The sequence below is a fragment of the Sphingobacterium sp. 2149 genome, from assembly GCF_031455655.1.
Classification (GTDB): Bacteria; Bacteroidota; Bacteroidia; order Sphingobacteriales; family Sphingobacteriaceae; genus Sphingobacterium.
The window spans coordinates 128356-151600 of sequence record NZ_JAVDTD010000007.1 but is presented as its reverse complement, the minus strand read 5'-3'; the positions used below and the strand labels follow the sequence as shown (position 1 = coordinate 151600).

Here is a 23245-nt window from a genome sequence, read left to right as displayed (position 1 = left end):
ATTTAATAATTTATTCGAAAAATTGAAAGTGAATTTTATTTTAGTTTTATTCAACCTAATTTTGATATCAATACAAACTAAAGACCAATTTGTTATGAATATAAACCCTCCTAAACATGTCAGTTGTTTTAACCGTCATTGTTGATGTCACGGATAAAAACTTACAAAGGCGGCTTTTTTGTGATAATCAAAAAAAAATGATCGCTAAGGTGTATTAAAGGCGTCAAATCACTCCAAACTAATGGTCACTACATTGATTATAACTAAGTAAAAAATACCGATACAGCTTGTCCTTATATAATTAAATCAGTATAATTGAAAAAAGTAAGTTCCTTTAAAAGCTGTGGCTCGGAGGAACTCAGCTTCACACTTCAAATGTCATGAAAAACGATAAATATGCATCTCACAATGACGAACGCCTATTGATTGGGCTGAGAGAAGGCGATTTAGCGGCTTTCAACATTTTATATCATAAATATTGGTCAGTACTGTTAGATGAATCGTATAAAAGGCTTGAGGACCTAGCTTCCTGTGAGGAAATTGTACAAGACATATTTATCGACCTTTGGAAACACTGCTCTAATAGAGAAATCCACAATGTGGAAGCCTACCTTTTCACCTGCATGAAATACAAAGTCTTCGAAACATATAAAAAAAATAGACGAAGAACAGTACTTATTGAAGAAAATCCCTCATACTACCAAAGACAAGATGGTACCGAGGGAGACCTGTACGACGAAAAGGATCTAAAATCTTTGATTGAACAATGGGTAGCCAATCTTCCGCAAAAAAGAAAAGAAATCTTTAAAATGCGGTATCTCGACGGACTCACCACAAAAGAAATCAGCGATCTAACGGAAACCTCCCAAAATACAGTCCAAAATCATCTCGGTGTGTCAATACACAAACTAAAGAAACTTGTTATGCAGCATTTTCTGACACTTCTTTTAATTTTATTCAACTGTAAATAAGCAACTTACAAACAAACCAAGATTTGCACTAGTACATATTACCCCCTCAGGGACACTATTGTAGTGAACATTGTACTCATCCTATGCAATATCCTAACCAAGAGCTTGAAAAGCTCATTGACAAATACTTAAAGGGCGAAGCCAATTCGCAAGAGATCGACACCGTAGAGCGCTTTTTCGATTCATTCTCATCACGGCCGAGTTTTCTCAAAACACTTCCTGAAGAAGTGCAGCACGCCTTAAAAAATCGTATTCATAGCGGTATCATGGCTAGATTACCGGTTAGAAAGAAACGCTCTTTCAGTTTATCTCAAATTGCCGCCGCCGCTGCCGTCTTGTGTATTGCATTTGCTGGTGTATATTTATACAAAACAAAAACGCCCAACAATCAAGAGGTCACCCTATCGAATGGACAACAGCGTCAAATTGTATTACAAGATGGAACAAAAGTTACACTCAATGCCTCAAGCAAAATAATATATCCTGCTTCATTCAAAGACTCAAGCACACGCGAAGTGACTTTAATCGGGGAAGCATTTTTCGATGTCACAAAAGATCCTGCTAAACCTTTCCTTATTCATACACCGAGAATGGAAATCAGTGTCTTGGGGACTGCCTTCAATGTACGTGATTATGCGGAAGAAAATGATGCCGAAACAGCTTTAGTGCGTGGTAAGGTATCGATTTGGAAAACAGGAGCCAACGCCCGGAAATTCATTTTAAAACCTAAACAAAAATTTGTTATCACAAAAACAGCTGAATCCAGACAGGCATCTTCCTCCAGCGTCCATAAATCTGTAGCGACTCCTGTGTCCATAGCTATCCAGCCATTCGCTATTGCTGAAAATGATGGGTCTGCTCTAGAAACTGAATGGTTATTAAACCGTATGACAATCCAAGAGGAGAGATTACTTGATATCGCATTGAAACTAGAACGCATGTACGGGGTGGAGATTAAAATTACAAATCAAGCAATTGCCAGCAAACGCTACTCAGCGACATTCGAAAACGAACAACTCGAAAATATTCTTAAAGCATTACAAACTGTCAACTACTTTCAAATTAAGAAAACGGGGAAAAATCAATTAGAATTATTTTAAAAATATCAACCTATATAACTCACATGATCAAAACAAAACCCAAATTTAGAAAAGAGTCGCGATTAGCGCTACTGCTTGTTTGCCTCAGCACCTTGCACGTACAAAGCTTTGCCTATTCTCAAACTGAAAAAATCGATGTTTCCATCCAGGGCGGAAAGCTTGAAGATGTTTTTCAAACCATCAACGCGAAGAGCAAATACAAAATGTTCTTTAGCAAATCGATCTTACCTGACGCCAAGGTCAATATTGTTGGAAAGAAAATCAGTGTGAAAGATATTCTTTCCCAATCGCTTGCTGGAAGCAACTTAACATGGGAACTATTGGACAACAATATTATCGCTGTAAAGGAAAAACAACAAAATCAACGACAAATAGCAGGACAAGTAGTCAACGAAAATGGAACGCCATTAGCAGGTGTCTCTGTGATCATTAAGGACTGGCAAAAAGCAGAATACCGCACCATGCAAACGAGTACAGCGACCGATGTTAATGGACAATGGGGACTGCGTATTCCAAATGACGATGTTATTATTACTTTTTCTTTTATAGGGTATCAAAAGGTCGAAATTCCAGCAAAACAGCTTATTGCGAGTCCTACACCGATCAAACTTAAGCCTGAAGAAGGTAGTTTGGAAGAAGTCGTTGTCATTGGCTATGGCACAACAACACGCCGACTGAATACCGGCTCGGTTGCCTCAATCACAGCGAAAGATATTACTTCGCAACCGGTAAGTAATCCACTCGCTGCCCTATCCGGAAGATTGTCCGGGGTATTAATCGCTCAAAACAACGGTATACCCGGAAGTGCCGTTCAGATCCAGATCAGAAATCAGGCTTCATTAAGCGGTACGACCTCTGGATCCATTCCGCTGTACGTTATTGATGGGGTTCCATTTACCAACTTTAACGGCGGACAACCTGCTACTGATAACCTCAATTCATTTGGGATATCAGCTTCTTCGGGGGGATTAAGTCCGTTCAGTATGATTAACCCGGCGGATATCGAGCGAATCGATGTGTTGAAAGATGCCGATGCCACCGCGATCTACGGTAGTCGGGGCGCAAATGGAGTGGTCTTGATTACGACAAAAAAGGGATCTGCAGGCCGCACCCGTATTGGTGTCAACTTCAATACTGGATTTACTGAGGTCAACCGCTTTATCCCCATGTTAAACCTAGAACAATATCTGACCTTAAGAAAAGAGGCTTTCGCCAATGCTGGCGTGACACCTACTGCCGACAATGCGCCAGATCTTATGTTATGGGATCAAAACAAATCGACGGATTGGCAGAAAATGCTGATTGGAAATAAAGGCCATATCATCGACGTTCAAGCGAATATGTCTGGCGGAAACGAGTCCACACGGTTTTTCTTCAACTCGGGATATAGACGCGAAAGTACCGTATTTTATGGAGACAGTAAAAATAGCCGCTTTACCTCCCGCCTAAATTTGGATCACACCTCTTCCGATAAAAAGTTTAATGCCGCTTTATCGGTTAGCTATGCCAATGATAATTCGGATATGCCTTCGTCGGATGTGACATCACTCTACAATCTGGCCCCCAATTATCCCATTTATGGCGACAATGGAAAATACTACTGGTTACCATCAACGACATTTATTGATAATCCGATCGCCTTGCTCGAACGGAAATACTTTGGCAATACCAATAACCTGATCTCCAATGCCAACTTGAGTTATAAAATCATACCAGGATTAACGGCAAAAGCAAATTTTGGTTACACCATCACCCAATTGAACCAAAATAATCAACGCCCAATTACGTCATTAAATAATACAGTCACTAACCCGCTTGGTGCTTCCAGCTTTTCCAATACAAAGGCCGAAAATTGGATTATTGAACCGACACTGGATTATGTGAAAAATGTAGGTGAGGGTAGATTGACGGCATTGATCGGAACAAGCTTTCAACAGAACTCATCACGCTCGCAGACCACCAATGGTTCCAATTATTCAAACGATGCTCTTTTAGGTTCGCTTGGAGCCGCAGGACAATTTACAGCAAGTAACAACCTGGTTTATTATAAATACAATGCAGTATTCGGAAAAGTAAATTACGACTGGAAAGGGAAATATTTGTTTAATGGAACTTTCAGAAGGGACGGTTCATCTCGCTTCGGCCCTAAAAATAGATTCGGAAATTTCGGCGCAATTGGATTAGGTTGGGTTTTTGTAAAAGAGGACTTTGTGCAGGATAACCTGCAATTTTTAAGCTTTGGTAAGTTGAGGGCAAGTTATGGAACAACTGGTAACGACCAGATTTCAAATTACCTGTACCTCCCGCTATACTCATCAGTAACGCCCTACCTTAACAATCCTTCCATGAACGTGGGGTCGCTTCCGAATGAATACATTAAATGGGAAACGACCAAAAAATTGGAATTTGCAATCGATCTGGGCTTCTTAAAGGATCGAATTTTGTTTACAGGAAACTTTTTCAGGAATCGCTCTTCCGACCAGATCACCGATTTAGTTTTGAGCACCCAAACAGGTTACAATAGTTACAAAGAAAACTTACCCGCTTTGATCCAAAATACAGGTTTGGAATTGGAACTAAATACCACCAATGTAACCAATGAAAATTTTACATGGAAAACATCGGCAAACTTTACATTTTATAAAAACAAACTTGTCGAATTTCCTGGAATTGAAAACACCTTCTATGCAAGTAGTTTCTTGGTGGGTGAGCCGCTCAATATGATCCGTTTGTACCACTATCAAGGTGTCGACCCGGCAACAGGAAGAGCAATCTTTGAGGATCGTGACGGTGATGGAGCTATGACTGCTAATGACCTATATGTTGCTGACTTAGGTACGCCATTCTATGGCGGATTTAACAATACCTTTTCTTACAAAGGCTTTGAACTTGGTGTATTCTTTCAATTTAATCACCGGTTTGGCTTAACCAAAATCCTCAACTCAAGACCTGGGGCTTTGGTCAACCAAAACGATTACTGGCTGGACCGATGGACACCAACGAACACCAACGCAAACATCCCAGGTGCCATTATTCCAACAATACCTGGCGTGTCGAATGATGGGGCTGAATTAAGCAAATCTTACAACCAATATACCAGTTCTGATGCTGTATATGGTGATGCTTCCTATCTAAAATTAAGGTCGGTCAATTTATCGTACAACTTACCGAAAAGCTGGACTTCCAGACTAAAAATGTCCAATTGCAATATCTTTATGCAAGGTCAAAATCTCTTTACCTGGGCCAAAAACAAATATGTTTTGGATACCGAAACTACTGTCCAAGGAGGGCCGTCTGGTTTAGGGACCGGAACGATTGCTCAGGTACTCCCACCATTGCGTACGATTGTATTTGGATTTAACTGTCAATTTTAAAACTAGAAACCATGAAATTAAACATCAATAACAATATATTTTTATCCGCCATCACCAGTGCAACGCTGCTTGTCAGCTCCTGTTCAAAATTCGTGGAGTTGGGTGCTCCTCCAAATCAAGTGCTAGCGGGTGAAGCGTTCGCTACGGATGCTTCTGCAAACAGCGTGATCAGGGGGTTGTATACCACAACATTAAGCATTAATCTTCCCGGTACCTCAACTTTCTATACCGGGTTGGCAGCCGACGATCTTCAGTACAATTCGGCCGACCCCAATACTTCCGAATTCGCGAGTAATAATCTGCTGAATACAAATGGTCATGTTGCCAACTTTTGGTACAATACCTATCAGCTTATCAAAAATGCGAATAACGCGATATCCGGTCTCGAAGCATCCACTTCCCTTACCCCAAGTGTAAAGGATCAACTCCTGGGAGAAGCAAAATTTTTTAGAGCTTATGCCTATTTCTATCTCGTCAATCTGTATGGTGATGTGCCGTTACAGTTGCGCGATGACCTGCATGCATTTGAAGACGCCGCACTTCCACGGACGCCCGCACAGCAAGTTTATGATCAGATTATTGCAGATCTTAAAGATGCGGAGAGCAAAATGGCTCCAACCTATGATGCTACTGCCAGTCCACGAGGACGCGCCAATAAGGCTGCCGCCAGCGCTTTACTGGCCAGAGTATACCTTTACCAAAAAGATTATCAAAATGCGGAATCTTATGCAACTAAAGTTTTGCAGTCAACTGACTACGGTATGCCTACACCTGATAAAAACTTTGTAAACTCGAGCAATGAGGTTATTCTCCAACTTGGAAATCAGACTGGAGTGACCACATTCGGTGCCAATTATATAACGACAGCTACAGTGACACCGGGATACACACTGCCAGATGCTGTATACAACAGTTTTGAGACCTTGCCTACACCTGATTTAAGAAAGACCAATTGGACAAGTTCAAAGACGGTATCCAATAAAACCTATTATGCCATAACCAAATATAAAGCGTCCTCAGGCGCAGGGTCCGAATATCACATTATGCTACGTTTAGCTGAACAATATCTTATCCGTGCGGAAGCGAGGGCCAAGCTCGGAAAATTAACAGAGGCAAGAACGGATGTAGATGCCGTACGCAGTCGTGCGGGACTTGCGGGACTTAACACAAGCTTAAACCAAACCCAATTATTGTCTGCTATAGAGACCGAACGCCTCCATGAATTTTTTGGTGAGTTTGGCCATCGCTGGCTCGATCTGAAACGAACCGAACGCGCTAGCACTGTGCTGTCTCCAATCAAATCCAACTGGCAACCAACAGATGTCTTATTTCCTATCCCCCAAGCTCAGATTTTAATCAATAGAAGTTTGACACAAAATCCAGGATACGAAAATTAAGGAACTTAAAAATCATATATATATAATGAAAAGAAAAATCTTGACGGCTGCTTTCGCGCTTGCGCTAACAGCAGCATTTGCACAACAACCCGCAAAAAACAAATACCAACACTATCTGCCTATTATAGAAAAAGGGACAATAGAGCAAAAGGATTCGCTCGCGAATGTATTAATGAGCGAGCTAAAGACTTATAAGTCTGAAGAAGACTACCGCACGACGATCAATATTCTGCGCTCTTTAGGCAAAGAAGATCTTCAAACATCGGTCGAGGAATTGGCAAAGAAAAAATACCCAAAAGGATCACTAACCCGCGATGCCTTTATAACCAATGTTTTTTACACTGCCAGTACGCCATTGGCAAAAGAGAAAGCGTACAATGAACTTATAAAAAAGTGGCCAGTTAAGAACTTCAGCGAAGAGCCCCTCACCTATGATTATGTATTAGCTAATCTAGCGCAGAGTTTTGCCAACGACGGAAATGCCCCAAAAGCAATACATTATCTTGGTGAGATGAAAGAACGATTCTGGCGCGGAAACGGCTATATCCCTGTGGGACAAATTTTGTTGAGTGCGGGCGACACGGCAACTGCGGCACCGCTCTTAAAAACTGCCATGGACGATAGCTATTATTATTTAACGCTTCCAGAGAATGAAAAAGATAATAAAGCCCGTTTTGCAGGTATGGGCTATGCGAGCTCCATGTCCGCTTATGTCAATATCCTCGTTGCGCAGAAAAAATATGCCGAAGCACTCAATTATATAGAGAATGCTTTAAAAGTCGCTCCAGAACAAGCGGATGGTCTTGCAATGGTCTATTACAAATCACTAATGGGTACTGGAAGAAAGCTAGAGGCCTATAATATTCTGACCAAATTATATGCTAAAGGGCAGTTTGCTGTCGAAAATGATCTTAAGAAATTGTATACCGAATTGAACGGTTCTGATCAAGGCTACGAACGTTTTAACGCTTCCCTGCAAACGGAATTAACGCAGAACATTCGTAACCATATCAAAGAAATGGCAGTTTTTAAGCCCGCACCTGATTTTGAGCTGCTCAATATGAAAGGTGAGAAAGTCTCGTTGAGCAGTTTAAAAGGGAAAGTGGTGGTATTAGATTTTTGGGCAACCTGGTGTCAACCCTGTGTCCGCTCATTTCCGGGAATGAAAGCTGCACAAGAATCGTATGCAAATGATAAAGATGTTCAATTTTTGTTCATGAATACCTGGGAACGCGATAAAAATTACAAAGAAAATGTGGTCTCCTTTATCACTAAAAATAATTATCCGTTTGAAGTGCTTTACGATGATCAAAAAGATCCGCAAACTGGAGAGGTAATGGCGGCGAAATTTGGTGTCAAAGGTATTCCTGCAAAATTTATCATCGACAAAGAAGGCAATATTCGTTACTTTTTAACAGGATCTACGCCAAACGTGGACTATATCAAATTAGAAATGAAAGAGCTTATTGAGGCGGCTAAGAAACCTTATAAGGGCTAAAAAGACGTCTGCCTCCACTGGGGAGGCAGACATCTTTACAATCAACATTGTGGTGCTATCCCCGGTATGTGAGCCATACAGCACATAAATTTGAGCTATCAGCAAAAAACAGATCTGTCTCAGCAGTCCTATCTTTGTTGACATACAACAATGCAGATGACAACAAGAAATAACAGCAATAAGTGGCTTCGGTTTTTGAAAAGAACAATCTTAGGACTGACAGTTCTCATCGCTTTCATCGGACTATATATGATGCATCCACAATTTGGCAGAAGACCTTCGGGCGAAAGACTTCAGCGCATACAACTCTCCAAGCAATTTAAGGACGGTAAATTTCGCAATATGAGTCCAACACCACAGTTAACACAACCTTGGACGGTGGCCCTATACGATTATTTTTTTAAGCGCTCGGACGAAACAAGTCCCAAACATGCGATACCTACGATGAGCATCGACTGGACAAAACTGCTAAGTCAGTCTCACGGACTTGTTTGGTTTGGCCATTCCTCCTATTTTCTTCGTTTAGATGGCAAGAACATACTTGTTGACCCCGTATTTAGTGGCAGCGCCTCTCCTATTCCGGGCAGTGTAAAGGCTTTTAAAGGCGCCGATGTCTCTACCGCGGCTGACCTGCCGCCGATTGACTTTCTATTTATATCACACGACCATTATGATCACATGGACTACAAAACGCTAAAGGCTTTACAGCCCCGAGTTGGAAAAGTTATTGTTGGTCTTGGTGTTGGCTCCCACCTCGAATATTGGGGATATCGTCCCGAACAGATCATCGAAAAAGACTGGTGGGATCAGGTCGATCTTGGCGACGGATTTCAGGTAACGGTCACCCCGGCACGACATTTCACAGGTCGCAGCATCTTTACTGCTAATACCTTATGGGCCTCCTACGTCCTCCAGACACCTTCCCTAAAACTCTATTTAGGAGGAGATAGTGGCTACGATAGCCATTTTAAAGAAATCGGCAATCAATTAGGTCCCTTTGATCTCGCCATATTGGAAAATGGCCAATATGATCTCAGCTGGAAACATATCCACATGATGCCAGAAGAGGTTGTCCAAGCAGCACATGACCTCAAAGCCACCCTGCTGTTTCCCGTCCATTCCTCCAAGTTTGTACTTGCCAATCATGCCTGGAACGAGCCCTTGGAGCGCATTTCCACGGAAGCCACAAAACAACAGCAGCCTTTGCTTACTCCAATAATCGGCCAGGTCATCAACCTTGATCAGGCCCCGACAGGACCTAGCCATTGGTGGAGAAAATAGTTCTATGCGACCGAGTTGATGGTCGCCGGCGTTATCCCAAACTTCTCTTTGAAAGAAGCATAAAAATGAGAGAGGTTTTCAAAGCCGAGATCAAGATAAAAATCGGAAGGTTTTTGACGCTTATTTTCGATCAGGTAATAGGCCTCAGAGAGACGTTTTTCCTGTAGCCATTTTCGGGGTGATGTCTGAAATATCTTTTCAAAATCACGTTTAAAACTCGCTAAGCTACGGCCGGTCAGTTTCGCAAAGTTTTCGAGGGGTACATTGTACCGATAGTTTCTGACCATAAACTGTTCCAAATCTATCTTATGTGGTTCTGAGAAGTCAAACAACAGATCTTTCAGCTGCGGATAACTCTCCAATAATAAGGTAATCAATTCATAGATTTTGATCTGTTCCATCTGCGGACTCACGCGGTCGGCGGCCTCGGCATAAGGCGCCAATGATTCGAAATAACTTTTGATAAACAGGTCGCTTTCCAGCACCACATTAGACTCTCCTATGTATTTTTTATCCGAACTAAGGTGATGATCCATCGCATATTGCTTCAGGCGATCCGCTTGCAACAATACGGAAACAGATTTGTAAACATTATTGGCTGCCGGATGCTTAAAAGCTTTCGCCAATTGGTTTCTACGCGCCACAACAAGCTGCCCCTCGGTGGCGATCAGTTTTCCCTTCTGATGGTCGAGATGCGTCTCACCCGACAGCTGAAAAAACACCACATGCTCAGGGATAAACTGTTCGTGGCCAAATACTTTTTCGACATAACAGGAATACAAAAAAGCCTTCCCAAAATCATTGTCTGCTATACTCATTTTTACTGCTTTAAATTGGCTGTATAAACGGGTTCATACCAATCCAATAGGAGCCCTAGCCTAAAGGTAACAAATATCCAATACCTTTTACAAAATCCAATTGTCGGAAAGCTCAATTTATACATCCTCAAAAGCTCAAGCATAAAAATAGCCCAATCCTTAAGTATTTAAAACTACATCCGAGGTTGTTGAGCCACTGGCAACAAATGCTGCGACTATATCTTTGCTGCAAGCCGTTTTCGTATAATACTGACAAATTCCGGCGAAACACCCAAATAAGAAGCAATATAATACTGTGGCACTCGCTGGGATATCGTAGGATAAAGCTCGATAAATTCGAGGTATCGATCCGCAGCAGGTTTGGCCATCGTATGGATCAACCTATTCTGCAAAACAGCGAGCCGGCGCTGAACCAGCATACGAAATACACGTTCAAATTTTGGAACCATCTCCAGCAGCCGCTCTTTGGTATCTGGTGTCAGCATTAAAAACTCACTATCTTCCAACGTTTCCATGTAGAGGCTCGAAGGCGTATGATAATGAAAAGATGCAATATCACTGATCCACCAGTCTTCGACCGCAAAAGCTAAGGTAACTTCAAAACCATTTTCGTCGAGGTAGTAGATCCGCACACAGCCCTTTTGCAGGTAACCTTCAAACTGGCAGATCTCCCCTTCTTCCAATAACATGGTCTTCTTGGGAACTTTTTTTGTCGTTAACATACCTGTGAACTGCTCGGTCTCTTCTGCGGTCAAAGTAATGCACTTAGACACATTTTTTAGAATATTTTCGTATAACATTGTATTGATCTTCGTGTAAAAAAGAATTAGATAGGTTCATGTAATATATAACCCGCACCATAGATACTTTCGATGTGGAGTTTACGATCCATCTGCAATAACTTGCGGAGCCTGGAGATAAAAACTTCCAAACTCTTGCCATTGAAAAAGTCTGTATTGCCCCAAAATTGCAGGAGTAGATCTTTTTTACTGACCAACATATTTTTATTCAGAATCAAAAAATGCAGCAATTCTGCCTCCCTGACAGTGAGTTTTTGCACCTGTTGTAAACCATTATCCAGTGTAAACCGCTCCATATTGAGCCGCAGGTTGCCGATCTGCAATTCTACCTGTAAAAGTGCATCTTTGTCTGAAACAGATGCCACCTTCAATAAATTGCGGATCTTGAGCAATATTTCGTCCATATCAAAAGGTTTGGCAATATAATCAACAGCGCCTAAAGAAAGCCCCTTTAATCGAGCGTTGCGTTCATGAAGTGCTGTCAAAAAGAAAACAGGCTGTCCCGGATTACTAGCGATCATCCGTTGTGCAAGATCAAAACCGTTACCATCGGGCAGCTGGATATCGATGATCAGAAGTTTGACCGAAACACGCTGAAAATTTTCCCAGCCACCTTCAGCCGTACTTTCCCAAATTACCGTAAATCCTTTGTAGCGCAAATAGCGCGAAAAAACCTCACCCAGATCGGGTTCGTCTTCGATCAAAAGAATATCAATCTTGTCTTTTCCCATTGAATGCCGCATTGCCCATGTAAATATAAAAAATCGTACCAGCACTTGGCTTTTCTTCGATATGAATTGTCCAGCCCAAACGGTCCAAACAGGATTTAATGTAATACAAACCTAATCCAAGTCCCGGTTTATTACCCGATAATCTTCCCCGATAAAATGCTGTAAATACTTTAGAACGTTCATTGGAGGCTATACCAGATCCATTATCTGCTACTTTGAGACAATATTGGTCTTCTGTCAACTGCCAGGTAAACCGAATAGTCTTTTGATCACTGTCATTAAATTTGATGGCATTGGACACCAGGTTATCTAAGATCAAAAAATAATAATCTTCATCTAATTTCATTTCTACGTCAGACAATAGTGCTTCGTATCGGATTTCAATCTCATCTTGATAACGCAAACGGAGCTCATCCAGCAGCTGCTTCGTAAGCCGGTTCAGCGGAAGCTGCACGACTGTTGGTTGCCGCTCCTGTAAGGCAACAGATCCCATGATCTGTTCAAAATAAGCCTTGAGCCGCTTTGCCTGTCGCTCCACGATTAGCCCCAGCTGCTCCACTTCCCGCTTGTCTCTGTTGGTCTCATGGTCAATCAGGCTATGTGCACTGATCAGTATTGTCGTGAGTGGTGTATTGAATTCATGCCGCATATGGTTCAGAAAACTTGTTTTGAGATCGGCAAGCTTACGCTGGCTGATCCAATTTTTATAGGTCCGGTAACTAAGTAGCACAATGACGGCAATACAGGCCAAAGACAGCAAAAAAACGGGTACCATCTCTTGGAAAATCCGCCAGCCCCGATTCTCATAATCAACATATAGGCTATACGTAAACCGATAGGGACGAGGGTTTTTATCGCTCACCGATAGTTCAAATACCCGATTATTTAGCCCTGGATTTTCAAGTCTACCGCTTATCGCCCCAGCAGGATTATCGCTGGCCGTTTCATAAAAGACCTTCCAATCCTTAGCAGCAGCATCGTAAACTTCCAATTTATCAAAATGAAATAGATAGACGAGATCGCTATCAAGTTGCTGCTGCTGTACGATCTGCTGAAAGATGCTATCCAGTGATTGCTCTTGCCGCAAGCGCTTGAGAAAAGGTTCTACACATTGTTGCGCAAATTCAGAAGCATCTAAGGCGTCATTGTGTTCCTTTTCATACCAGATCGAAAGACATGGCACCAATGAAGTTTGGAATATCGTATTACCACCGGGGAATATCTTATCATCCATTACGGCAGCACCATAGGCATTCTGAATCAGACTGAGCTGTCCAATCTGGTAATTTTTATCTTCAAGCTTATATGTATTGAAGATCAAAAAACCGATCAACAGGGTCAAGATCAGGAAGCTGGTGCCAAATGCCCAGGGATATATATTTCTACCGGCGCTGTTCATGGTTTAAAAATAACATCTATTTATCGATCCAAGATACCATTAGGCTTTTATTAGGCTTTCATTAGGTTTCTGTTAAACACAAGTTACTCCTCCTTGTCCTATCTTTACAGCCTAACAAATTAGCAAATTATGTCCAAAATTTCCCAGACGCTACTCTGTCTATGTTACCTCCTGCTGGGCCAAAGCCTATTTGCGCAAACCAGTTTTTCAAAAAAAGTACTCGAGCAGAGCCAGCTCGATTTTGTCAATCTAGGATTTGGCATGTTTATCCATTATGGTATGCCAACTTTTATGGAACAGGACTGGTCCGATCCCAATGCTGCTCTTGAATTGTTTAAATCGCCCAAACTCAATGCAGATCAATGGGCCAAAGCGGCCAAATCGGCAAATATGAGTTACGGCTGCCTGACAACAAAGCACCACAGTGGCTTCCCGATCTGGAACACCAAAACCACAGACTACAACGTCATGAATACACCTTTACACCGTGATGTTGTCAAGGAGTTTACTGAAGCCTTTCGCAAAAATGGCCTTCGGGTAATGTTGTATTATTCGATACTGGATATGCACCAAGGTATACGGCCACACACCATTACCAAAGCCCATATCCAGCTGATCAAAGATCAACTAACCGAATTGCTCACCCAATATGGAGAAATCGACGCATTGGTGATTGATGGCTGGGATGCCCCTTGGTCACGCATTTCTTACGACGATGTTCCTTTCGATGACATCTATTACCTTGTCAAATCATTACAGCCCAAATGCCTATTGATGGATCTCAATTCCGCAAAATACCCCGGTGATGCCCTCTTTTATACAGATATCAAATCGTACGAACAAGGAGCGGGGCAATTTATTTCCAAAGAACACAACAAACTCCCTGCTATGGCCTGCCTTCCCTTGCAGCAGAATTGGTTCTGGAAAACCTCATTCCCAAATACTGCCGTTAAGGATGTCAATGAGCTGGTTCAGAAATTCATTATCCCCTACAACAGTGCCTATTGCAACTTTATGCTTAATGTAGCTCCAAACAGTGATGGTCTCGTGGATCAGAATGCGCTCGATGCCTTGAAAAAAATCGGCACATTGTATAAAAACAGGCCCAACTACAGCACTTTACCCAGCTACCAAGCTCCTATTGTCGACCACAATATCGCTAAGCAAGTACCTTCATACAGCAGCTGGAGTGACGATATGAATATCATGGATTTTGCTAACGATGATAACTTTGGAAGCGCTTGGGTCTCCAACCCGCTCGTTCAGGGGGAGCTGTGGTATGAAATGGATTTTGAACGCAGCAAAAGCTTCAACAGTGTCGTTATTACCGAAGGAAAAGATCATCCTGCACAATACAGTCTATCTTACCTGAAGGATGGTAAATGGCAACCTATCGCAGCCAAAGCCGTGCAGCAGGGGCGCATCAAGATCTTTCGCTTTGACCAAGTATTGGGGCAAAAATTACGTTTCAGCATCAAACCTGAAAAAGATCGCGCTGTCGTTCATGAAATTGGGGTATATCAGGAGCGTCGATAACAGTTCTTTACATATTTTAGCCTAAATATCATATCGTTCGCCTATCGAAAAATCAGAGGCCTCTTGTTTATAGCAAGAGGCCTCTCGTGGATTTCCAAAACGGATCAAATAATGCTTATTTGCTCCAACCCGGATTCTGCGTCAAATTACTATTCAACACGATTGCTGCAGACGGAATTGGGTAAAGGTATTGTTTGTTGTTGTCGTCCCAAGTACGCTTAACAGCTTTAAACCATTCCAGGTGATTGTCTGAAGTCATCGTCTGGAAGTTGGTGCTCTTGCCTCCAATGGCCACTTTGGCCACTCCTGCAGGGACAGTGATCGAAGGAGCAGATTTACTGCCGTCATAAAAGACAACATCAGGTGTACCGTTATGATCGATATCAATCAATTTATCCAACGCTGGAATATAGATACCTGTCCAAGGTAAATTGGCCATTAGCGGTCCAAGTTTCCAGCGTTTCAAATCGTTGAAACGGAATCCTTCCAGCGCCAGCTCTACCTGTCTTTCCCGGCGGATTTCCAAAAGCACAGGACTGTTTACTTCAGGAAAGAATGTATTTTTCAGATAGCTATCAACTTTTGTCGGCAAGCTGTTGATTCCACTACTGATCCCTGCTCTAACTCGTAGCGCACCAATGGTTTTAGACCAGTCCGCATCAGTAAAGGTACCGAGTTCCTGTTTCGCTTCGGCATAATTTAGCAACACCTCCGCATAACGCATTAGCGGCACAGCATTCGTATTATACCCGCCGTTGTCATAATACGAATCATCCAATGTATACTTAATCGGTTGATAACCTGTATAGGTGAAACTCGCAAAATTTGGAGGCGCCACCTGTCCATTACGCGAATAGCCCGGTGTGCGGATCAACTGTGCAAGCCGCAAATCGCGATTTTGACATTCCTCATAGAACTCCTCCGTCTGAAAGTTGGGTCTATCCGTATAAGGGGTACCATCAACATTCAAAAAGGTATTGATAAAGGGTCTTACTAAGCTCAGACGGGGGCCATAGGTAGCCGACGTCCACCACCAATTCGCATCATTCAACAGCGCAAGATCCTTGCTAAAGGTTACAGCCAGCATAACCTCTTTGGTCACAGGTACATTGCTTGTAAACAGCATCCGCTGTGAGGTCTTGGGATCTGCAGAGATATTAAGTCCATAAGGGCCATTTTCCATTACGATCTTTCCAGCATCTACTGCCATCTGAAAAAACACCTCCGGCTGTGTAGCAAGATTGAGTTTATGATATTTACGGAATGTACCCTCAAATAGTGCAATCCTTGTTTTTAGACCAAGTGCTGTCCATTTATTAACCGTACTGCCGTCGCCTCCCGTATTGGTGATATTGGTGTAGGCAAAGTCCAGATCTTCCATGATATGCTTCAAGACCACCTCGCGCGAATCGCGTGGTGCCCTGAGTATATCTGTTTCATCCACTGCCAGCGGATGATCTACCCAAGGCACATCGCCAAAACGCACCACTTTTTCATAATAAAACCAAGCTCTAAAAAAGCGGGCCAGACCGATATAATTATTTTTTATGGCATCAGTCAATTTGGGACTGTTGCACTTAGCGATCAATTGATTGATATTGCGTAAAGTCGTCCACGACCAGCCCGAACTGATTTCCGCGCTATAAGCGCCACCGACCATAAAATCATTAAGGCTGTTTACGGCCGAATAATCGGCCATTGCATCGCCCTTATAAGCGTCACTTCCCGAAGTGATATTCCGATAGAAGGAGTTACTGTAATTTTTTAATCCACTTTCACTACCAAAGATATCTTCTTCGGTAGCTCCTGCCTTTGGCAGCTCATTCAGTTCGCAAGAACTGAACAAAAGTGCAACAACAGGTATATAAAACAATCTTTTCATGTTAATATAAAACTATAAGCCAATAGATAAGTTAAAACTGATGCTCTTCATGATCGGATAATTAAATCCGTCACCGGACCCTGTCCCGATTTCAGGATCCGATTTGCCCAGGTTGCCGACATCGAGATCCTTCGTCTTTTTGTAAAGCGGTGACCAAGTCCATAGGTTTTCACCCGATAGGCCTGCACGAAGACTACTGATTTTTAATCGGTTTGTCACAGACTTAGGAAAGCTGTACCCGATCTGTAAGTTTTTCATCCGAATATAGGCCACATTTTGCAGATACCTCGTTTGGGGTGTTGTTTTAATAGACTCGTTATAGCCGGCATAACGTGGGAAATAACCATTCGGATTATCTTCTGTCCAGTAATTATTGAGATGCCATTCCGGTAAATTGTTATAAGGTCTATTGTACTGTCCCCAGAAAATCGACTCGTTGCTGGGATACCAGTTCTGCTTCCCTACTCCCTGGAAAAATGAAGAAAAGTAGATCCCCTTCCAGTCCAAATTGAGGTTAAAGCTATAGATATACCTTGGATCGGCATTACCGATGACCGTTCTATCACCATGACTGTAGATCGTATTGTTTCCATAATCAATCACACCGTCGCCATTGAGATCCGTAAAACGGACATCTCCCGGATAGATCGTTCCATTGTTGGACGATTTGATCAGTTTTTGTTTTGCTGCTCCATCAATCTCCGCCTGATTCTGGAATAATCCCTGGGTTACATAACCCCAGATCTCACCAATCCGCTGTCCTTCGTAATAGGAACCGTCTTTGATTAAACCTTCCTTATTCTCATAACGGTCTATGTTGGATTTATAGTCTGCCAGCGTTCCGCGCACAGACCAGTTAAACGGACTGCCATTAAGGTCGAATCGATCCTTATAAGTCAAGCTCAGTTCAAAACCTTTGGTTGTCATATCCGCATAGTTTCCTTTTGGTGACTCCGCTCCAAAAATATCCGGCAATGCGACACCAAGGGTATACATATTGAGGGTCTTGCGCTGATAGATATCTCCGGTAAAGGTCAATTTCCCATTTAACGAAGATAGATCAAGACCTAAATTGGCCGTACGCGCGGTTTCCCAAGTCAAGTTATCCGGAATAACTTTAGGCACCGAGGTATAGGCAGGTTTCTGACCATTCAGCACCCGGTCCATAATCTTGATTTCGTAGATATCCAGATAGGAATAAGGATCCACATTACCATTACCCAAGGAACCATAAGAGGCTCTGAGCTTCAGATCAGACAGCGCCTTTTTGTCCACCTGGAAGAAAGGCTCTTCCGATATACGCCAGCCTAGGGATGCAGATGGGAACAATCCCCACCGTTGGTTGGTCGGAAATTTGGATGAACCATCGTACCGGCCATTGAATTCAAAAAGATAACGGTCTTTGAAGATGTAATTGGCACGCATAAATACACCGACATTGCGGTATTTGTTATATCCCGCCGTTGCTGTGGTATTCTGCCCTACTGCCAAGTTGATATTTTCTACGTCGTCATTAAGCAGACCGGTCTTGGTGATATAGGTTGAATTATAAGTCCGTTGCTCATAATTATAACCGAGCAAACCTTTAAAGTAATGGTCACCTATTGTACGTTCATATTCACTGTAAAGATTTCCGAACAAGTAACGGTAACGTTGGTCTACCTGATAAATATTATCATTCATGCTTGTTTCCAACCGCAGCATTTTTCCCTCCTGCGTGCTATATGGGACAGGCACACGAACCCTTACCGAACTAAAATCACGGTTTCTGAAAGTCAGATCCCCCTTTACGCGGAAAGTATTGTTTAAAAACTTGGTTTCAAAAGACGTAGTATTGCGGAGATCCTGATTGGCTGTATTCGTACCGTTTTTGCCGTAGATGAAATCCCCTACGGTGTAAGCTGCCGAGAAACTCATTGATCCGTCAGGATTAAAAATTGGTGAAGAAGGGTGTCCTTCATCGGCAATATTACGCCAGATATTACCACCTTCACCCGCTGTGGAAGGATCTCTGTATTTGGCGTAGTTAAAATCGATGTTATTGCTGATCCGCAACCAGTCTGTCACCTGAAGTCCGGCTTTTGCACGTGTATTATAGGTCTTATATTTATCGCTATTATAGCGGTACATACCGTTATAATCGTAAGCACGGCCAGAAATATAGTAATCCATTTTTTCGGAATTACCGCTGATAGAGAGGTTATGATCCTGGACAAAGGTATTGTCCTTGATCAGCATGCCATAATAATCCTCATTACCATAGTAAACATAATTGCCCTTATCATCCACCGTGACCTGCTCCGTAATTCCCTGTTCTTTTCTTCTCTTAAATTCCTCCAGCCAATCCGTTGTAAAGATTTGTGTCTTGTTGAGCTTGCTCGGAATAGAGGAATAATTGTTCCAGGCATTATAGGCTGTAAAGAAATGCGAAGCATATTCGTAGCCATCCGTCACAAATTTGGGTAAAGCGATCGGTTTCTGAAAAGAGCCACTTCCCGAATAGTTAATAGACGTTTTTCCGGACTTGGCACGTTTGGTTGTGACAAGTACAACCCCGAACGTCCCGCGGGAACCATAGATTGCCGATGAAGCGGCATCCTTCAGTGTCGTTACACTTTCGATATCATTGGGATTGATAGCGGAAAGGTCCCCTTCGACACCATCGATAAGAACAAGTGCACTCCCTCCCTGACCAATAGAAGTTGTACCACGGATATTGAAACTTGGCGCCCGATTGGGTTTACCATCAGCCGGGGTTACATTTAGGTTGGGAATTACCCCTTGAAGCATCTGACTTGCATTGCCCAGTACGCGTCCCTCAAAAGCTTCTGAACCCACCTGGTCTACAGCACCGGTAAGATTCACTTTTTTCTGAGTCCCATAACCGACCACCACGACTTCTTCCAGCTCAGTGTCTTTGGATTCCATGGTGACATCGATCTGCCCACCTGTCACATTGACGATCTTTTCACTGTAGCCTATGGCCGTCAATTTGAGTTTTTGCCCTACACTGGCTTCGATCACAAACTGACCTGCACCATTTGTTGAAGTGTTTTTTTGGCTAGTTAAATTCGTGATAGTGACTCCGGACAAGAATGTTCCCTCTTTGCCTTTTACCACCCCTCTTACGGTAAACTGAACTGCAACATCTTGCGTTTCTTTAGCCAATTTGACATGATTACGCTCTACGTTAGCCCAAGTGGGATACGAGAGACTCAATGCCATACTGATTAGTAATGTCTTTTGCATTTTTAATCTGGTTTAGAATTTTGCACCAAAGTTGGCACTTTGACTTGGTTTATAATTTACCGTAATGTTAATAAATATTTAATTAATACCACCAATATCAACTACTAAACAGATTATGCAAGGAATTATTTCATATAAATTTAGTTTTTGGTTAATACAAACAGAAAGAACTGCCCATTAGTGAGCAGTTCTTTCTGTTTATATCCATGCCTTTTGGCCAGGAGATTAAACTCCTTTAATTTTCTTGAATAAAAGCTAGAATATCTTTGTTAATGGTTTCTGCTTCTGTAGTAGGCATTCCATGTGGGAATCCGGGATAAGTAATCAATGTACCGTTTTTTACCAGCTCCGCTGCTCTTCTACCTGTTATATCGATCGGCACGATCTGGTCATCCTCACCATGCAGGACGAGTACAGGAATTTCTACATTTTTTAGTTCCTCAGTGAAATCGGTTTCAGAAAAAGCTTTGACACAATCATATTGAGCTTTTATGCCCCCCATCATCCCTTGTCGCCACCAGTTGTCCATTACACCTTGTTTCACATCCGCTCCGTCGCGATTATAGCCATAAAAAGCAAGGGTAAAGTCCTGAAAATATTGCTGCCTACGTGTGGCAGTATTCAATCTTATTTCGTCAAACACTTCCATGGGCACGCCATCGGGGTTGGTTGCGCTCTTAGCCATCGTAGGCGTAACTGCGCTGATCAACACAGCTTTTGAAACACGCGCTGTACCGTGATTGGTTAGATAACGAATCACTTCGCCTCCACCGGTTGAATGGCCAATATGAATAGCGTCTTTTAAATCCAATGTTTCTACCAACTGCGCAATATCTGATGCATAGGTATCCATATCGTTCCCGTCCGCAGTCTGTGTCGAACGCCCGTGTCCACGGCGATCGTGCGCAACCACACGGTATCCTTTTTGAAGAAAATACATTAGTTGCGCATCCCAGTCATCACTAGATAAAGGCCAGCCGTGATGAAAAACGATCGGTTGCCCTTTACCCCAGTCCTTATAATAAATTTCTGTTCCGTCTTGAACTTTAAATGTTCCCATGATGAATAATTTTACTTTCTTATTTCTGTTATTTAATATTTGAATTGCAACCCGTCACTTGATACACTTAGCTTTCGCCCAACACGTGTACCAGATCTTCCGCTCCGCCGTCAAATTTCTGGCCATTGACAAAAAACGTTGGCGTCCCATTCACTCCACTCATCATACCACTTTCAAAATCTCCTTCCACACGGTCTAATAACGACTCATCTTTTAGGGCCGATCTGAATTTATCCATGTCTAAATCCAGCTTCTGGGCCATATCCAGGAGCCATTCGTCATTGAGGGCATTTTGATTTTCAAAGATAGCATCATGCATTTCCCAAAATTTGCCCTGAAGTGAAGCTGCTTCCGCTGCCAGCGCCGCGGATTTGGCATAAGGGTGCATTTCTGACAACGGAAAATTGCGGAAGACAAACCGGATCTGACTTCCGAGTTCAGCCATCATTTCTTTTATGATAGGATGAGCTGTTCCACAATGTGGGCATTGATAGTCGCCATATTCGACAATGGTCAAATCGGCTTGACCATTACCTAGTATATGGTCAGCGCTGCTGACTTTTGGTTTTAATGACATAGTTAATTTGATTTAAGATTTTCCAACGCCTCGATAATACCGTCAGCTCCTGGATTAACAGCGGTAGGCGATAAATAACTCCACGCAATAACACCGTCCTTATCTATCACAAAAAGTGCGCGCTTGCACTCGCCTTCTTCTTCGTCGTAAACACCATATTTCTTGGCAACCTCACCTTTGCCTTCAAAATCAGCTAAGAGCGGGAAATGAAGCTTACGCGATTCTGCAAATGCCATATGACACCACTTGCTGTCAACGGAAATGCCCATGATTTCGGCATCATACTTCTTAAAATACTTAAGCATTTCATTGTACAAGGCCATCTGATCACTGCACACTGGACTCCAGTCTGCCGGATAAAATGCCAGTATCACATTGTGTCCTTTGAATTCCGACAATTTAATTTTTTGGTCCGGTGTTGTATACAAGGTAAAATCGGGTGCAACATCATTTTTCTGTAACATATTAACGTCTTTAGAGTTTAACCATCTTTTGAGATACCAGTCTAGATAGTATTGGTATCACTATTAAATAAAGCACGCTAAAGCAAAAATTGTTTTAAAGAAAAAACACCTTATCCCCGATCTGGCTACAACATTCGTTGATCTGCCTACATCTGTCGTACGGAGATTCACCACCTTTGTACTATTCTTTTATTTAGAAATAGAAACACATGAAATCACAAAAAGTATGGTTTGTCACTGGTGCCTCTAAAGGATTAGGGCTTAGTTTAGTTAAAGAGCTGCTTGCTCAGGATTACCTTGTCGTTGCCACATCGCGGACAAAAAAGGCATTGGAAAATGAAATTGGTGACGTTGAAAATTTTTTACCGCTAGAAGTAGACATTACGAATGACAAAGATGTTGCCCGCGCAGTACTTTCGGCTGTTGATTATTTCGGAAGAATTGATGTGCTCGTCAATAATGCTGGCTATGGTCAGACCGGCGCACTTGAAGAACTGAGCGAATCAGAAACACGCCGCAACTTCGAGGTCAATGTTTTCGGCTCACTAAATGTCATACGCCATATTGCCCCCCATCTGCGCGGTCAGCAATCGGGACACATTTTCAATATAGCCTCGATCGGCGGTCTGGTTGGTAATTACCCAGCCTTTGGTGTGTACTGTTCCACAAAATTCGCAGTAGCCGGTTTTAGCGAAGCCCTGGCGACCGAAATGGAACCTTTTGGTGTACATACAACTGTAGTATATCCGGGATACTTCAGAACCGACTTTCTATCCGAAGGTTCTTTACAAACCGCAGCCAATCCAATCGCAGCGTACATCACCGCCCGTGAAAGCGAAGCCACGCACCTGCACGAGATCAATGGCAACCAAGTAAACGATCCACAAAAAGCTGCAACGCTATTGATCGAGGTGAGCAAACTGGAACAACCTCCTGTTCATTTTCTGTTGGGCCAGGATGCGTATGAACTGGCAAAAAATAAAATCAACATGTTGACAGCAGAGATTGAAAAGTGGAAAAGTTATACAGTATCAACCGGTTTTGACGAATCGGCCAAATAATCCATAGCACTTTGTTTACAACAAGGACATTAGCTGCCAATAAAAGA

The 23245-nt window shown here is 42.5% G+C and carries 17 protein-coding genes; 8 read left to right on the top strand and 9 right to left on the bottom strand.

Annotated elements, in window-relative coordinates; genetic code table 11:
• Positions 1 to 380: 380 nt before the first annotated feature.
• From J2X77_RS11855 to J2X77_RS11830, 6 genes are all read left to right on the top strand, one after another.
• A complete protein-coding gene (locus J2X77_RS11855; protein WP_209579029.1) occupies positions 381 to 971 on the top strand; it encodes an RNA polymerase sigma factor in 591 nt (196 codons plus the stop codon).
• Positions 972 to 1054: 83 nt separating this feature from the next.
• On the top strand, positions 1055 to 2071 hold the full coding sequence (locus J2X77_RS11850) for a FecR domain-containing protein (RefSeq protein ID WP_209579028.1): 1017 nt from the start codon (positions 1055 to 1057) through the stop codon (positions 2069 to 2071).
• Between the two features lie 23 nt (positions 2072 to 2094).
• Positions 2095 to 5445 (top strand): SusC/RagA family TonB-linked outer membrane protein, encoded by a 3351-nt coding sequence (locus tag J2X77_RS11845; RefSeq protein ID WP_310080914.1) that lies wholly within the window; start codon positions 2095 to 2097, stop codon positions 5443 to 5445.
• 11 nt (positions 5446 to 5456) lie between these two features.
• Entirely contained in the window at positions 5457 to 6842 is a 1386-nt protein-coding gene (locus J2X77_RS11840) for a RagB/SusD family nutrient uptake outer membrane protein (protein ID WP_209579026.1), read from the top strand.
• Between the two features lie 25 nt (positions 6843 to 6867).
• On the top strand, positions 6868 to 8340 hold the full coding sequence (locus tag J2X77_RS11835; RefSeq protein ID WP_310080912.1) for a redoxin domain-containing protein: 1473 nt from the start codon (positions 6868 to 6870) through the stop codon (positions 8338 to 8340).
• Positions 8341 to 8496: 156 nt separating this feature from the next.
• Complete coding sequence (locus J2X77_RS11830; protein WP_310080910.1) at positions 8497 to 9621, top strand: MBL fold metallo-hydrolase; 1125 nt, start codon at positions 8497 to 8499, stop codon at positions 9619 to 9621.
• Between the two features lie 2 nt (positions 9622 to 9623).
• On the opposite strand, the gene J2X77_RS11825 is transcribed toward J2X77_RS11830, so the two are convergent.
• From J2X77_RS11825 to J2X77_RS11810, 4 genes are all read right to left on the bottom strand, one after another.
• The gene (locus J2X77_RS11825) at positions 9624 to 10439 is read right to left on the bottom strand and encodes an AraC family transcriptional regulator (protein WP_310080907.1); all 816 of its coding nucleotides are present in this window, start codon (positions 10437 to 10439) and stop codon (positions 9624 to 9626) included.
• 215 nt (positions 10440 to 10654) lie between these two features.
• On the bottom strand, positions 10655 to 11212 hold the full coding sequence (locus tag J2X77_RS11820; protein ID WP_310080904.1) for a Crp/Fnr family transcriptional regulator: 558 nt from the start codon (positions 11210 to 11212) through the stop codon (positions 10655 to 10657).
• A gap of 53 nt (positions 11213 to 11265) precedes the next feature.
• Positions 11266 to 11970, bottom strand: a complete 705-nt coding sequence (locus tag J2X77_RS11815) for a response regulator transcription factor (RefSeq protein WP_310080901.1) — start codon at positions 11968 to 11970, stop codon at positions 11266 to 11268.
• On the bottom strand, positions 11951 to 13369 hold the full coding sequence (locus tag J2X77_RS11810; RefSeq protein WP_310080899.1) for a HAMP domain-containing sensor histidine kinase: 1419 nt from the start codon (positions 13367 to 13369) through the stop codon (positions 11951 to 11953). The genes J2X77_RS11815 and J2X77_RS11810 overlap by 20 nt, the downstream gene beginning before the upstream one ends.
• A 129-nt stretch (positions 13370 to 13498) precedes the next feature.
• On the opposite strand from J2X77_RS11810, the gene J2X77_RS11805 reads away from it, so the two are divergent.
• A complete protein-coding gene (locus J2X77_RS11805; protein WP_310080897.1) occupies positions 13499 to 14905 on the top strand; it encodes an alpha-L-fucosidase in 1407 nt (468 codons plus the stop codon).
• Between the two features lie 115 nt (positions 14906 to 15020).
• On the opposite strand, the gene J2X77_RS11800 is transcribed toward J2X77_RS11805, so the two are convergent.
• From J2X77_RS11800 to J2X77_RS11780, 5 genes are all read right to left on the bottom strand, one after another.
• Positions 15021 to 16787 (bottom strand): RagB/SusD family nutrient uptake outer membrane protein, encoded by a 1767-nt coding sequence (locus J2X77_RS11800; RefSeq protein ID WP_310080895.1) that lies wholly within the window; start codon positions 16785 to 16787, stop codon positions 15021 to 15023.
• Between the two features lie 12 nt (positions 16788 to 16799).
• Entirely contained in the window at positions 16800 to 20036 is a 3237-nt protein-coding gene (locus J2X77_RS11795) for a TonB-dependent receptor (RefSeq protein WP_310080893.1), read from the bottom strand.
• A 235-nt stretch (positions 20037 to 20271) separates the two neighbouring features.
• Positions 20272 to 21096, bottom strand: a complete 825-nt coding sequence (locus J2X77_RS11790) for an alpha/beta hydrolase (protein ID WP_310080890.1) — start codon at positions 21094 to 21096, stop codon at positions 20272 to 20274.
• A gap of 67 nt (positions 21097 to 21163) precedes the next feature.
• A complete protein-coding gene (locus J2X77_RS11785; protein ID WP_209579015.1) occupies positions 21164 to 21673 on the bottom strand; it encodes a thioredoxin domain-containing protein in 510 nt (169 codons plus the stop codon).
• Positions 21674 to 21675: 2 nt separating this feature from the next.
• Positions 21676 to 22137, bottom strand: coding sequence for a redoxin domain-containing protein (locus J2X77_RS11780; protein WP_209579014.1), 462 nt, complete (start codon positions 22135 to 22137; stop codon positions 21676 to 21678).
• 209 nt (positions 22138 to 22346) lie between these two features.
• Here J2X77_RS11780 and J2X77_RS11775 point away from each other — a divergent pair, with 209 nt between their 5' ends.
• Positions 22347 to 23198, top strand: a complete 852-nt coding sequence (locus J2X77_RS11775) for an SDR family NAD(P)-dependent oxidoreductase (RefSeq protein WP_209579013.1) — start codon at positions 22347 to 22349, stop codon at positions 23196 to 23198.
• The last annotated feature ends 47 nt before the right edge of the window (positions 23199 to 23245 follow it).